At 70.6% G+C, this 13,582-nt stretch carries 11 protein-coding genes and 1 pseudogene; 9 read left to right on the top strand and 3 right to left on the bottom strand.

The features are described from left to right. The first annotated feature begins 201 nt into the window (after positions 1–201). A complete protein-coding gene (gene metK / locus AC5DRG_RS09835) occupies positions 202–1,410 on the top strand; it encodes a methionine adenosyltransferase (protein ID WP_491809616.1) in 1,209 nt (402 codons plus the stop codon). A gap of 156 nt (positions 1,411–1,566) precedes the next feature. Then, the gene (locus tag AC5DRG_RS09830) at positions 1,567–3,699 is read left to right on the top strand and encodes a primosomal protein N' (protein ID WP_491809615.1); all 2,133 of its coding nucleotides are present in this window, start codon (positions 1,567–1,569) and stop codon (positions 3,697–3,699) included. Positions 3,700–3,869: 170 nt separating this feature from the next. Here AC5DRG_RS09830 and AC5DRG_RS09825 read toward each other — a convergent pair whose 3' ends face one another. Further along, on the bottom strand, positions 3,870–4,412 hold the full coding sequence (locus AC5DRG_RS09825; RefSeq protein ID WP_491809614.1) for a hypothetical protein: 543 nt from the start codon (positions 4,410–4,412) through the stop codon (positions 3,870–3,872). A 261-nt stretch (positions 4,413–4,673) separates the two neighbouring features. On the opposite strand from AC5DRG_RS09825, the gene fmt reads away from it, so the two are divergent. After that, on the top strand, positions 4,674–5,606 hold the full coding sequence (gene fmt, locus AC5DRG_RS09820) for a methionyl-tRNA formyltransferase (RefSeq protein ID WP_491809613.1): 933 nt from the start codon (positions 4,674–4,676) through the stop codon (positions 5,604–5,606). A 97-nt stretch (positions 5,607–5,703) separates the two neighbouring features. Beyond that, the gene (locus AC5DRG_RS09815) at positions 5,704–7,122 is read left to right on the top strand and encodes an RsmB/NOP family class I SAM-dependent RNA methyltransferase (RefSeq protein ID WP_491809612.1); all 1,419 of its coding nucleotides are present in this window, start codon (positions 5,704–5,706) and stop codon (positions 7,120–7,122) included. Here AC5DRG_RS09815 and AC5DRG_RS09810 read toward each other — a convergent pair. Beyond that, entirely contained in the window at positions 7,103–9,250 is a 2,148-nt protein-coding gene (locus AC5DRG_RS09810) for an MMPL family transporter (protein ID WP_491809611.1), read from the bottom strand. The two genes, AC5DRG_RS09815 and AC5DRG_RS09810, sit on opposite strands and share 20 nt — an antisense overlap. A 164-nt stretch (positions 9,251–9,414) precedes the next feature. Between AC5DRG_RS09810 and rpe the strand changes: the two genes are divergently transcribed. The 3 genes from rpe (at position 9,415) to AC5DRG_RS09795 (ending at position 11,430) form a co-directional block, all read left to right on the top strand. After that, on the top strand, positions 9,415–10,101 hold the full coding sequence (gene rpe, locus AC5DRG_RS09805) for a ribulose-phosphate 3-epimerase (RefSeq protein ID WP_491809610.1): 687 nt from the start codon (positions 9,415–9,417) through the stop codon (positions 10,099–10,101). 78 nt (positions 10,102–10,179) lie between these two features. Beyond that, a complete protein-coding gene (locus tag AC5DRG_RS09800; protein WP_491809609.1) occupies positions 10,180–11,223 on the top strand; it encodes a sugar-binding transcriptional regulator in 1,044 nt (347 codons plus the stop codon). Between the two features lie 51 nt (positions 11,224–11,274). Continuing rightward, positions 11,275–11,430 carry a hypothetical protein gene (locus tag AC5DRG_RS09795; protein WP_491809608.1) on the top strand — a complete coding sequence of 52 codons (156 nt, stop codon included), beginning with the start codon at positions 11,275–11,277 and terminating at the stop codon, positions 11,428–11,430. 164 nt (positions 11,431–11,594) lie between these two features. Here AC5DRG_RS09795 and AC5DRG_RS09790 read toward each other — a convergent pair whose 3' ends face one another. Then, on the bottom strand, positions 11,595–12,374 hold the full coding sequence (locus AC5DRG_RS09790; protein WP_491809607.1) for an ATP-binding cassette domain-containing protein: 780 nt from the start codon (positions 12,372–12,374) through the stop codon (positions 11,595–11,597). A gap of 237 nt (positions 12,375–12,611) precedes the next feature. Here AC5DRG_RS09790 and AC5DRG_RS09785 point away from each other — a divergent pair. Together AC5DRG_RS09785 and AC5DRG_RS09780 are read left to right on the top strand one after the other, a co-directional pair. Continuing rightward, positions 12,612–12,739 (top strand): annotated as a pseudogene (locus AC5DRG_RS09785) (ribonuclease domain-containing protein); the annotation flags it as partial. Next, complete coding sequence (locus AC5DRG_RS09780; RefSeq protein WP_491809606.1) at positions 12,736–13,044, top strand: barstar family protein; 309 nt, start codon at positions 12,736–12,738, stop codon at positions 13,042–13,044. The pseudogene AC5DRG_RS09785 and the gene AC5DRG_RS09780, both read left to right, overlap by 4 nt. Positions 13,045–13,582 lie beyond the last annotated feature (538 nt).

Raw genomic sequence — 13,582 nt, 5'->3', positions numbered from 1 at the left:
ATTGAGGCGTGGCGACCCTGGTCAAGCCCACTCGACATTGGGCAGAATGCCCGTGCCGCAGGTCACAGCGCTTCCGAGAGGCGAGACAGGGGACCCGTGGCAGAGCGCGACCGATAAACTAATCTCGGACGATGCCGGGCGCAGCCCCCGAGCCCGTCCGCCCATGATCAGCCAGCAGCCGCTGCAACCCCAGGGAGCGTTGTGTCCCGTCGTCTCTTCACCTCGGAGTCCGTGACCGAGGGTCACCCCGACAAGATCGCTGACCAGATCAGCGACACCATTCTCGACGCGCTTCTGCGCGAGGACCCGACGTCCCGCGTCGCCGTCGAGACGCTGATCACGACCGGCCTGGTGCACGTGGCCGGCGAGGTCACCACCAAGACGTACGCGGACATCGCGACGCTGGTCCGCAACAAGATCCTGGAGATCGGCTACGACTCCTCGAAGAAGGGCTTCGACGGCGCCTCCTGCGGCGTGTCCGTGTCGATCGGTGCGCAGTCCCCGGACATCGCGCAGGGTGTCGACACCGCCTACGAGTCCCGCGTCGAGGGCGACGAGGACGAGCTGGACAAGCAGGGCGCCGGCGACCAGGGCCTGATGTTCGGCTACGCGACGGACGAGACGCCGACGCTGATGCCGCTGCCCATCTTCCTGGCGCACCGGCTGGCGAGCCGCCTGTCCGAGGTCCGCAAGAACGGCACGATCCCTTACCTGCGCCCGGACGGTAAGACCCAGGTCACCATCGAGTACGACGGCGACAAGGCCGTCCGTCTCGACACGGTCGTGGTCTCCTCCCAGCACGCCTCGGACATCGACCTGGAGTCCCTGCTGGCCCCCGACATCCGCGAGTTCGTCGTGGAGCCGGAGCTGAAGGCGCTCCTCGACGAGGGCATCAAGCTGGAGACCGAGGGCTACCGCCTCCTGGTCAACCCCACCGGCCGCTTCGAGATCGGCGGCCCGATGGGCGACGCCGGCCTGACCGGCCGCAAGATCATCATCGACACGTACGGCGGCATGGCCCGCCACGGCGGCGGCGCCTTCTCCGGCAAGGACCCGTCCAAGGTCGACCGCTCGGCCGCCTACGCGATGCGCTGGGTCGCCAAGAACGTCGTGGCGGCGGGCCTTGCCTCCCGCTGCGAGGTCCAGGTCGCCTACGCCATCGGCAAGGCCGAGCCGGTCGGTCTCTTCGTCGAGACCTTCGGCACCGCCGAGATCGACACGGACAAGATCGAGAAGGCGATCGACGAGGTCTTCGACCTCCGCCCGGCCGCGATCATCCGCGACCTCGACCTGCTCCGCCCGATCTACTCCCAGACGGCGGCGTACGGCCACTTCGGCCGCGAGCTTCCCGACTTCACGTGGGAGCGCACGGACCGCGTGGACGCGCTGCGGAAGGCGGCGGGGCTGTAACGACCAAGCCCTGCGGCAAGCTTCTTGCTGAGGCCCGGTGTCCCTTGGGATGCCGGGCCTCGGCGTTTCTGGGAGCGTTGCCGGAGCGGTTGGGCCAGCGGCGCCGGAGAGGTCGGGCGGCGTCGGTTGTCAGTGGGGTTTGGTAAGAATGCAAGCGTGAGCAGCGAGGATGGGGCGGGTGTCGGGGGCGGGGAGGGTGTGCCGCCTGAGCAGCTTGCCTTGATTCGGGAGAGTGTGCGGCAGGCCAAGGGGCCTCGGGCCAAGCCTCGGACTTGGCGGGGGGCCGCTCTGGCCAAGGAGTTGCCTGTTGCGCGCGTGCTGGTCGACAAGGGTGTGCTGCATCTTGACCGGTATTTCGACTATGCCGTGCCCGAGGAGCTCGATGCCGACGCGCAGCCCGGGGTGCGGGTGCGGGTGCGGTTCGGGGCTGGGCGCCATCGGGTGCGGGAAGGGCGGCGTGAGGGTGGGGGGCTTATCGACGGGTTCCTTGTCGAGAGGCTTGCCGAGTCCGACTATGCCGGGCCGCTTGCGGCGTTGGCTCAGGTGGTTTCGCCCGAGCCTGTGCTCAGTGAGGAACTGCTCGGGCTGGCCCGGGCCGTTGCCGATCGGTATGCCGGGAGTCTTGCCGATGTGCTTCAGCTGGCTGTGCCGCCGCGTAACGCGCGTGCCGAGCAGAAGCCCTCGCCCGAGCCGTTGCCGGCTCCCGGTGCGCCCGAGGTGGGGTCCTGGGCGCGGTATGAGCGGGGGGCGGCGTTTCTGGAGGCCCTGGCCTCGGGGGGTGCCCCGCGTGCCGTGTGGAACGCGCTTCCCGGGGCTGAGTGGAGTCAGGAGCTCGCCCGAGCCGTTGCGGCGACCCTGGCCTCCGGGCGCGGTGCGCTCGTCGTCGTGCCGGACGGGCGGGCCGCGGCGCGCGTCGATGCCGCGCTGACGTCGCTGCTGGGGGAGGGGCGGCATGCGCTGCTCACCGCCGACGCCGGGCCGGAGAAGCGGTATCGGCAGTGGCTCGCGGTGCGGCGGGGCGCTGTGCGCGCAGTGGTCGGGACGCGGGCCGCCATGTTCGCGCCTGTTCAGGACCTCGGGCTCGTCGCCATCTGGGAGGACGGGGACGACAGCCACAGCGAGCAGCACGCCCCGCAGCCCCACGCGCGTGAGGTGCTGTTGTTGCGGGCGGCCCAGGACAAGTGCGGCTTCCTGCTGGGGAGCTGGAGCTGCACGGTGGAGGCCGCGCAGCTCGTGGAGAGCGGGTGGGCCCGGCCGTTGGTCGCTGGGCGGGAGCAGGTGCGCGGTGCCGCTCCGCTCGTACGGACCGTGGGGGACGGGGATCTCGCGCGGGACGAGGCCGCGCGCGCCGCCCGGTTGCCGACCATCGCCTGGCAGGTGGTGCGGGAGGGGCTGCGGCAGGGGCCGGTGCTGGTGCAGGTGCCTCGGCGGGGATACGTACCGCGGATGGCCTGTGCCCAGTGCCGGGAACCCGCGCGGTGCCGGCACTGCGCCGGCCCTCTGGAGGGGCAGGACGCGGGGGTTCTGAGGTGTGGGTGGTGCGGGCGGGACGAGGGTGCCTGGCACTGTCCGGAGTGCGGGTCCTTTCGGTTGCGGGCGCAGGTCGTGGGGGCCCGGCGGACCGCTGAGGAGCTGGGGCGGGCGTTTCCAGCGGTGCCCGTGCGGACGTCGGGGCGTGAGCATGTGCTGGACACCGTGCCGGGGACGCCCGCGCTGGTCGTGAGTACGCCGGGGGCCGAGCCGGTTGCCGAGGGCGGCTATGCGGCGGCTCTGTTGTTGGACGGCTGGGCCATGGTCGGGCGACCTGATCTGCGGGCCGGGGAGGATGCGTTGCGGCGGTGGATCGGGGCGGCGGCGCTTGTGCGGCCGCAGGGGAGTGGCGGGACCGTTGTTGCCGTTGCCGAGCCGACCTTGCGGCCTGTGCAGGCGCTGGTGCGGTGGGATCCCGTCGGGCATGCGGTGCGGGAGCTTGCCGAGCGGGCTGAGTTGGGGTTTCCGCCGGTTTCGCGGATGGCGGCCGTGTCGGGGACGGGGGAGGCTGTTGCCGAGTTTTTGGGTGCCGTCGAACTGCCTCGTGAGGCTGAGGTGTTGGGGCCTGTTGCGGTGGCGGTGCCGCGGCGGGTGGGGGGGCCGCCGGCCGGGGAACAGTGGCAGCGGGCGTTGATTCGGGTGCCGCCGGGGAGCGGAGGGGCGCTTGCCCATGCGCTCAAGGCTGCGCAGGCGGCTCGGATGGCTCGAGGGGGTGGGGAGGTGGTGCGGGTGCGGATTGATCCGCCTGATATTGGGTGATTCCCTCGGCCTTCGGCCTCGGTTGTCTCCCACCCGCGCACCACCCGTTTCCAGTCGGATGATCGGATGCGAAGGGGACCCCTCCCGCGGAGGTCCTCGCCGTTGGCGGCTGTCCGTACATGCAGCTGCCTCCCGGTCTTCGTCCGGGAGGCAGGCAAAGGAATATCGGGTCAGCCGTTGCGTGGGCCCGGGAAAGCCGTCGGCCTGACCTCGTCCCGGAAGGTCGGGCTGCCTGCCGTCGGCTGGGTCGGCATGGAGCGGGCCGCGGGGACCGTCGGCACCGTGGAGATGCCGGTGGTGACGGCGACCGGGCGGGTGGCCGTCGTGTCCGTGGCCCGCTCGGTCTCGGCCGCTGCCTGGGTCGCGGCGCGGCGGGCACCGTAACGGCGGTGCACCGCCTGCTTGGTGACCCCGAGTGCCGAGCCCACGGCGTCCCAGGAGAAGCCGAGCGAGCGGTCGAAGTCGACTGCGGCCGTGACCAGGGTCTCGACACTGTCCCGCAGCTCCTGGGCGAGACGGACCGTCGGGGCGGGGGCGCGTCCGTAGACGACGAAGCCCGCGGAGGGGCCGGAGCGGCGCGGGCGGTAGACGTTGCCCAGCTGGGCGGTGAGCGTGCGCAGTGCGTCCACCTGCCGGCGGACCCGCTCGATGTCCCGCACCAGCAAGTGCAGGCTGGCCCGAGCCTGGGCGTCGTGGGTTGCGTGTTCGGCCATGAACAAGCCTCTCGAACCGGCGTTGAAAAGGATCGGGCCGCGATCGCGGCCCGTTGTGGTCAACTCTTCCTTGACCAACGCGTGTGCGCTCCGCTGGTCACGCAGTGGGGGCGTATGGGCATATGCGTACGCCCCCGGCGGGGGGGTCGCGCCTCGGCCTTCGGCCTCTCCCGTGGGGCTCCTCGCCGTCGGCGGCCGCGCCTCGCCATACACTTGTGCGTTGCCCCCAGCCGACACCGACCGAGAGGCCCGCACCCACCCATGAAGCTCGTCTTCGCCGGTACCCCCGAGGTCGCCGTTCCCGCACTGGACGCTCTGATCGCCTCCGGGCGGCACGAGGTGGCCGCCGTTGTCACGCGGCCCGATGCTCCCGCCGGGCGTGGGCGCAGGCTGGTCGCGAGTCCGGTGGCCGAGCGGGCCGAGGAGGCCGGGATCGAAGTGCTGAAGCCCGTCAAGCCGCGGGATCCGGAGTTTCTGGAGCGGTTGCGGGAGATCGGGCCCGACTGTTGTCCCGTCGTGGCGTACGGGGCCCTGCTGCCCCGCGTCGCCCTCGACGTTCCCGCCCAGGGCTGGGTCAACCTGCACTTCTCGCTGCTGCCCGCCTGGCGTGGCGCCGCTCCCGTGCAGCACTCCATCATGGCGGGCGACGAGATCACCGGGGCCTCCACCTTCCTCATCGAGGAGGGACTCGACTCCGGGCCCGTCTACGGCACGGTGACGGAGGCCATTCGGTCCACCGACACCAGCGGGGACCTCCTCACCCGGCTCGCCTTCGCCGGCGCCGGACTGCTCGCCGCCACCATGGACGGGATCGAGGACGGGAGCCTCAAAGCCGTACCGCAGCCGGGCGACGGGATCACCCTCGCGCCGAAAATCACCGTCGAGGATGCCCAAGTCGACTGGAGCACGCCCGCCCTGCGCGTCGACCGCGTCGTGCGCGGGTGCACCCCGGCCCCCGGTGCCTGGACCACCTTCCGCGGTGAGCGGCTCAAGCTCATCCAGGTCGCTCCCGTGACGGACCGGGACGACCTCGCTCCCGGTGTGCTTTCCGTCGGCAAGAACAACGTGTACGTCGGCACCGGCTCGTACGCCGTCGAGCTGCTGTGGGTGCAGGCCCAGGGCAAGAAGCCGATGCGGGCCGCGGACTGGGCGCGCGGGGTGCGGACCGCCGACGGGGACACTCTCGGGCGCTGATCCGCGGCACTGCCGGTCCACCCTTCACGACGTACGCTGGAATGCGCACTTCGGCGCACTTCAGCGCGCCACATCCCACACCCGGAGCACCTTTTTCGTGAGCGAGCAGCCCCGTCGGCCCCAGAAGCCCGGCAAGCCCTACCGGCGGCCCAAGAAGGACCCCGTCCGTTTCCTCGCCTTCGAGGCCCTGCGGGCCGTGGACGAGCGGGACGCGTACGCCAACCTCGTGCTGCCGCCGTTGCTTCGGAAGGCCCGCGAGAAGGGCGACTTCGACGGGCGGGACGCCGCGCTCGCCACCGAGCTGGTGTACGGGACGCTGCGGCGGCAGGGGACGTACGACGCTGTCATCTCGGCCTGTGTCGACCGGCCGCTGCGGGAAGTCGATCCGCCGGTGCTGGATGTGCTGAGCCTTGGGGTGCATCAGCTCCTCGGGACGCGGATTCCGACGCATGCCGCCGTGTCCGCCTCCGTCGAGCTCGCCCGGGTCGTCCTCGGTGACGGGCGGGCCAAGTTCGTGAACGCCGTGCTCCGGAAGGTCGCGCAGCAGGATCTCGACGCGTGGATCGCGCAGGTCGCGCCGCCCTACGACGAGGATCCCGAGGACCACCTCGCCGTCGTGCACTCGCATCCGCGGTGGGTCGTCTCCGCGCTGTGGGACTCGCTCGGCGGTGGGCGGGCCGGGATCGAGGAGCTGCTGGCGGCCGACAACGAGCGGCCCGAGGTGACCCTGGTCGCCCGGCCCGGGCGCTCCACCACCGAGGAGCTGCTCAACCAGGAGGCCGCGGTGCCGGGGCGCTGGTCGCCGTACGCCGTGCGGCTCAGCGAGGGCGGGGAGCCCGGCGCGATCGAGGCCGTGCAGGAGGGCCGGGCCGGTGTGCAGGACGAGGGCAGTCAGCTGGTCGCTCTCGCGCTGGCCAACGCGCCGGTCGAGGGGCGCGACGAGAGGTGGCTCGACGGGTGTGCCGGGCCCGGCGGCAAGGCCGCGCTGCTCGCCGCCCTCGCCGCCGAGCGCGGGGCCGTGCTGCTCGCCTCGGAGAAGCAGCCCCATCGGGCCGGGCTGGTGGAGAAGGCCTTGCGTGGTAACCCCGGGCCCTATCAGGTCATCGCCGCCGACGGGACCCGGCCGCCGTGGCGGGCGGGCTCCTTCGACCGCGTGCTGATGGACGTGCCGTGCACCGGGCTCGGGGCGTTGCGCCGGCGGCCCGAGGCACGCTGGCGGCGGCGGCCCGAGGACCTCGACGGGTTCGCGCCGCTCCAGCGCGACCTGCTGCACACCGCGCTCGAATCCGTGCGGGTCGGCGGGATCGTCGGCTACGCCACCTGCTCGCCGCACCTCGCCGAGACCCGGGCCGTCGTCGACGACGCGCTCAAGCGGCACCCGCACGCCGAACTCGTCGACGCCCGCCCCCTCCTGCCGGGCGTACCGGAGCTGGGCGAGGGTCCCGACGTACAGCTGTGGCCGCATCTGCACGGGACCGACGCGATGTATCTGGCGCTCATCCGCCGGACTGGCTGACCTTCGTTCCGGGTTCGGTCGGTGCCGGCGTGCCGCCGTCCTCGTGGGAGAGGCGGTGCGGCCACCACACCTTGCGGCCGACGTCCAGGAACAGGGACGTGACCAGCACCGATCGCACGATGAAGGTGTCCAGGAGGATGCCCAGCGCGACCGTGAAGCCGATCTCGGCGAAGGCCACCATCGGGAGGGTGCCCAGGGCGGCGAAGGTGCCGGCCAGGACCAGGCCCGCGGAGGTGATGACCGCGCCGGTCGCCGCCAGGCCCGTCACCACGCCGGGTCGGGTGCCCTGGCGGATCGCCTCCTCGCGGATGCGGGTGGTCAGGAAGATGTTGTAGTCGATGCCCAGGGCGACCAGGAACACGAAGACGAAGAGCGGGAAGTCCGTCGACTCGCCCGCGTAGTCGAAGACGTGCCGGAACGCGAGCGCGCTGATGCCCAGGGCCGCCGCGAACGACAGGATCACCGTGCCGATGAGCAGCAGCGGGGCGATCAGGGCGCGGAGCAGGGCGCAGAGGATCAGCGACACGACCACCAGCACCAGCGGGATGATCAGGACGTTGTCGTGGGTCGTCGCCCTGTCCATGTCCAGCAGGGCCGCTGTACCGCCGCCGACCTGGGCGTCGGCGTCCGGCACCGCGTGCACGGCGTCCCGGACGCGCTCCACGGTCTGTTTCGCGGCCTCGCTGTCCGCGGGGGCGGTCATCGTGGCCTCGAAGAGCACCTTGCCCTCGAAGGAGGGTTTCGTGTTCGGCGGCAGGCCGAGCGACGTCGGCACGACTCCGCGGGTCTCGGCGACCGCCTGGCCGACCTGCTGAGCCTGTGCCTGGTTGCTGACGATGACGAGCGGGTCGCCGGTGCCCGCCGGGAAGTAGCGTGCCGAGACCTCCTGGCCGACGATCGAGTCCGGTTTGCCGGTGAAGGCGTCCGCGTTGCTGATGCCCTCCGCGCGCAGCTGGATCAGGCCCAGAGCGCACACGGCCAGAGCCGCGGCCGTGGCGCCCCAGATCACGCGCGGGTTGCCGGAGATACGCCGGCCCATGCGGGCCCAGATGCCCTTCTCGGTCGGGTCCGCCGAGCCGAAATGCGGGATCACCGGCCAGAAGATCCAGCGACCGCAGATCACCAGCAGGGCAGGGAAGAGGGTGATCATCGCCAGCAGGGCGACCGCCACCCCGATCGCCGCGACCGGGCCGAGGCCCCTCGTCGAGTTCATCTCGGCGGCCAGCAGCACCAACATGCTCAGGACGACGGTCGCGCCGGACGCGATCACCGCCGGGCCCGCACGGTGCAGGGCGAGCGCCATCGCCTCGTGCCGGTCCTCGTGTCGGCGCAGCTCCTCCCGGTAGCGGGCGACCAGGAGCAGGGCGTAGTCCGTCCCCGCGCCGAAGACGAGGACCGTGAGGATGCCGGCGCTCTGGCCGTTGACGGTCAGGCCCGCGTGTTCGGCCAGGAAGTAGATCAGCGCCTGTGCGGTGAACAGGGCCGCGACCACCCCGAGCAGCGGCACCACGAGCAGGGTCGGGCTGCGGTAGGTGAGCAGCAGCATCACGATGACCACGGCCATCGCGGAGAGCAGCAGGGTGGAGTCGATGCCCTCGAAGGCCTCGGAGAAGTCTGCGGACGTGCCGCCGGGGCCCGTGATGTGCACGGCCAGACCGGCGCCGCCCTTGCCGACGATGTCCCGGATCGAGTCGACGGCGGGCGCGATCCGCTCCCAGCCCTGCTCGTCCATCGTGATCGGAACCAGGATCTGGGCGGCGCGGGGGTCGGTCTCACGGTCGTAGACGGGGCCCGTGGTCTCGGCGCCGCGGATGCCGTGGGCGCTGAGCTCCTTGACCTGGCCGACGTTCTCCTCGATCTGGGCCCGGTCGGCGGCGGTGAGGCCGCCCTCGCGCGCGTAGATGACCACGGCGGGGATCTGCTCAGGCCTGAAGTCCTCGGATATCTGGAGGACTTGGGTCGACTCGGCGGAACCCGGGAGCCAGGACGCGGCGTCATTGTCCTGGGCGTCGGTGAGCTTGGACGCGAAGGGTGCCGTAAGGAAGAGCAGCACCACCCACAACCCCAGTACGACCCACTTGGCACGCCGCCCGCAGACGAGGTGAGCGATCCCTTGCTTGCCGTTCATACCGACCCCCGTGATGGACGCGCCCCGGAAGGGGCGCGGGTCTGTGCCGATATGCGGCTCCGCCGCGGGGCGCGATCAGCCACAGACCGCCTGAATCGGACAAACGACCGTACCCGTGACGGACCCATGCCGCCAACCCCCGGCGGGCATGGCAGGCTTGGGTCATGGCCGCGCAGATCAACCCCAGCATTTTGTCCGCCGACTTCGCCCGCCTCGCCGAGGAGGCGAAGGCGGTGGAGGGAGCCGACTGGCTCCACGTCGACGTCATGGACAACCATTTCGTACCGAACCTCACGCTCGGTGTGCCGGTCGTAGAGTCCCTGGCCCGTGCGACGGACACTCCGCTGGACTGCCATCTGATGATCGAGGCCCCCGATCGGTGGGCGCCCCAGTACGTGGAAGCGGGTGCCTCGTCCGTCACCTTCCACGTCGAGGCGGCGGCCGCTCCGGTGCGGCTCGCCCGCGAGATCCGGGCGAAGGGGGCCCGCGCCTCCATGGCGCTCAAGCCCGCGACGCCCATCGAGCCGTACGAGGATCTGCTCTCCGAGCTCGACATGCTGCTGATCATGACCGTCGAGCCGGGCTTCGGCGGCCAGGCGTTCCTCGACATCATGCTCCCGAAGATTCGCCGGACCCGCGAGTTGATCAGCAAGCACGGCCTTGAACTCTGGCTCCAGGTCGACGGCGGGGTTTCGGCCTCCACCATCGAGCGCTGCGCCGAGGCGGGCGCGGACGTCTTCGTCGCCGGCTCGGCGGTGTACGGGGCATCGGACCCGGCCGAGGCGGTACGTGCACTACGCACGCAGGCTGACGCGGCGACGGCCAATGCGACCTGGGCGTGCGACCACTGAACCAAGGGAACGTGAACGGCTTCGTTCAGGGCTGATCAAGTCCGCCGGATCTGCGAGGATGAACGGCGTATCCAGAGTGTGAACAGCAGTGAGGAGATCGCCGTGTCGGGTATGTCGGCGGGCCGGTCAGCCATGCGGATGGGACCCGCAGAGCTGGTGCAGGCGGCGGCCATGGCCCGCCGCTTCTACCTTGAGGGCAAGTCCAAGATCCAGATCGCGGAGGAGTTCGGCGTCAGCCGCTTCAAGGTGGCCCGGGTGTTGGAGACCGCCCTCGAACGGGATCTCGTACGCATCGAGATCCGTGTGCCGGCCGAACTGGACGCGGAGCGCTCCGATGCGCTGCGCGCCCGTTACGGCCTCAGGCACGCTGTCGTGGTCGAGTCGCCGGCCGAGGCCGAGGACTCGCCCGACCCCGAGAACCTCGGCGAGGTGGCGGCCGACCTGCTCGGCGAGCTCGTCAACGAGGGCGATGTGCTCGGCCTCGCCTGGGGTCGGTCCACCATTCACATGGCGGCCTCCCTCGACCGGTTGCCGCCGTGCACGGTGGTGCAGCTGACGGGTGTGTACGACGCCGGGACCGCCGAGCGCGGTTCGGTGGAGGCGGTCAGACGGGCCGCCCAGGTGTCGGGCGGCGACGCCCACCCCATCTACGCCCCCATGCTGCTGCCGGACGCGGCCACCGCGGAGGCGCTGCGCCACCAGACCGGGATCGCCCGGGCCTTCGAGTACTTCGACAAGGTCACGGTCGCCTGCGTCTCCATCGGTTCCTGGGAGCCGGGCATCTCGACGGTGTACGACATGCTCACCGACGACGAGCGTGCGCACTACGCGACCCTCGGTGTCGCCGCCGAGACCTCCGCGCACCTCTTCGACGCCGAGGGCCGCCGGGTCGGGCGGGATCTGGGCGAGCGGTGCATCACCGTGAAGGCCGACCAGCTCCGCCGGGTCCCCGAGGTCGTCGCGATCGCGGGCGGGCAGCGGAAGGCCGCGGCGATCGACGCGGTGCTGCGGTCCGGTCTTGTCACCAGCCTGGTGACGGACACGTCGGCCGCGGACGCGCTGATGACGGCCGGGCCGCCGCCGAAGCCGGCGCTCAACCGGACGGATCCAGACGGCCCCTGACGGCCCATCGCCGCAGGTCGGCGACGGGACGGCCGTGGCAGCATCGGCGACATGCTGCTGCGGTTCGTCTCCCGAGTACTGCTCGTCTGTCTGGTCCTGCTGCCGGTCGGGTGTTCGTCGACGGACGCCGCCACCTCGACAAGCCCGTCCTCGGCCGTCGGCCCGGCCACGGTCGAGGAGTCCCAACTCCCCGCCGAGGCACGGTAGACCCTCGCGCTCATCGACGAGGACGGCCCCTTTCCGTACGCCAAGGACGGTGGGTCTTCTGCGCAGTAAACGGCAATTCTTTGGAGGGCTGGGGAGTCTCATCCTGGGAGTTGGCGGTTGCTGAACAAGGCCACAGCCGTCCCGTTCATCGACCAGCTCACCTGTCACGGGCCGAACATCGAGGGACGGGATCCAGTGATCCAGCCGACTACATGATCACGGTCTGCTTCCGCTGTTCGGATGTCTGCGACCTTGCGTCCTCGGTTGAGGATCACCATGCGGTGGGTGACCTCGTAGCACAGGGGCAGGTCGTGCGAGACAACGACGACTGCTGTTCCCTGCTCGGACAGTTTTCGGATCAAGTTCTCGACCTGACGCGTCTGTTCATACCCGAGCGCCGCCGTGGGCTCGTCGAGCAGGAGGACTCCGTGTGATTCGCCGGCGACTCGAATGGCGCTCCTCGCGAAGGCGATGGCCTGGCGTTGACCGCCCGACAGAAGCTCCACCGGGCGAATCATCGGCGCGGTGCGGACACCGAGCCTGTCGAGCTGCTCCTCCGCATGACGACGTTGCGCCTTGCGATTGACGAACCCGAGCCAGCCGAGTGAGCCCCGGTAGAGGATCTCCTGACCGAGATTCAGGTTGGTCGCTATGTCCTGGGGGTCCACCAGGGACAGGTCCTGGTAGACCATCTGGATCCCGGCGGCGGCAGCATCGTTCGGAGCGTGAAAGGTGCGCGTCTTACCGTTGACGACGATCGTGCCGTGCGTCGGACGGTGTGCACCCGACATCACGTTCAGCAACGTCGACTTGCTGGCACCGTTATCTCCCAGCAGGCCCACGACCTCTCCGGGGCCGACGCGGAAGTCGATCCCGTCAAGCGCACGCACGAATCCGTAGTGGTGTTCGATCTCAACGGGATTCTCGACCCGTCCGCCCGCCAACCCACGGCGGTCTCAAAGCCCTCGCTCTCAACTGCCACTGGAAGTGATCTTCAGTGAGAAAACCTCACTCGCCGCGATCCCGGACCGGTCGGTCACCGTCACCCCGAATCGGGGTCGAATAGGGGTCGAATCAGAGTGTTTTCCTCATGACTGCCTCCGATCGCCTCTGCGACGCGCCCTAGCAGGTCACAGCCGTTTTGACCTTCATAAGCCCAGGTCAGAAGGGTGGGGCGGATTTACCACGAATACACCGTCACCACGCCGGGCTCACGCGATCGCGGACCCCGGCGCATTGTCACCGGGCAGGGCGGCGAGATCTACTACACAGTGATCACTACGAATCGTTCAGGACGGTGCTGAGATGACAGAGCTCGCGGTCACGCTGAACCTCGACGGAGTCACGGACAAGGCGGGCCTGATGGACCGCTGCGCCCGGGCCCTTGGGCTGCCCGACTGGTTCGGCCGCAACTGGGACGCTCTCGCCGACAGCCTCTCCGACCACACCGTGTGGCCCGAGGGTGCCGTCGAGCAGGGGCTGCTGGTCGTCGTACGGAACTGGCGACCGTACGCCAAGGCGCGGCCGGACGAGTGGGAGACCGCCGTCGACGTCTTCGGCGAGGCGGTGGACCGGACGCCGACGCTTTCCGTGGTGCTCGCTCTCGGAGGGTGAGGCCGCGAAGCGCTCCGCTGGAAGTCCGGTGCGCTCTACGGTGACCGGCTCGGCCCCGTTGCCTGAACACACCCACACCCCCAAGCCAGTACCCCCTCCGGGCCGGGGTCGAGGGCGCCATCAACCAGGCCCTCGACGTTAGCGACCTACGCCGGGCCTGCTACCGCGGCCTGACCAAGACCAGCCTCCAGCACACCTACTCCACACGGCCATCAACGCCATCCGGCTCGACGCCCACTGGACCGACCAGTCCCGACGCCCACGGAACAGCCGACTCACCCGACTCGCTCACCCACTCACAGCCTGATCACCGGCCCCGTGTTCAGCAACAGAGTCTGGGTGCGGTGCGGCTGTGCGCTGGCGGTGGCGTCGGTGGCCAGGTACGCCTCCTAAGTGCGTCAGCGCGAGTTCGCTCTGCGGGGCGGACGCGGTGAGCGCGACGTTGTGGCCCTTGTCGGTGGACGGGCTCTGCCGTTCTGGCCTGTTGGCGGCGGACTGGCAGGATCCCGGACACGGTGGGGCGGGCGCACTTGAACGG

It is taken from the genome of Streptomyces sp. JLBG701 (genome assembly GCF_058544905.1).
This window is presented reverse-complemented; position numbering and strand designations above follow the sequence as displayed.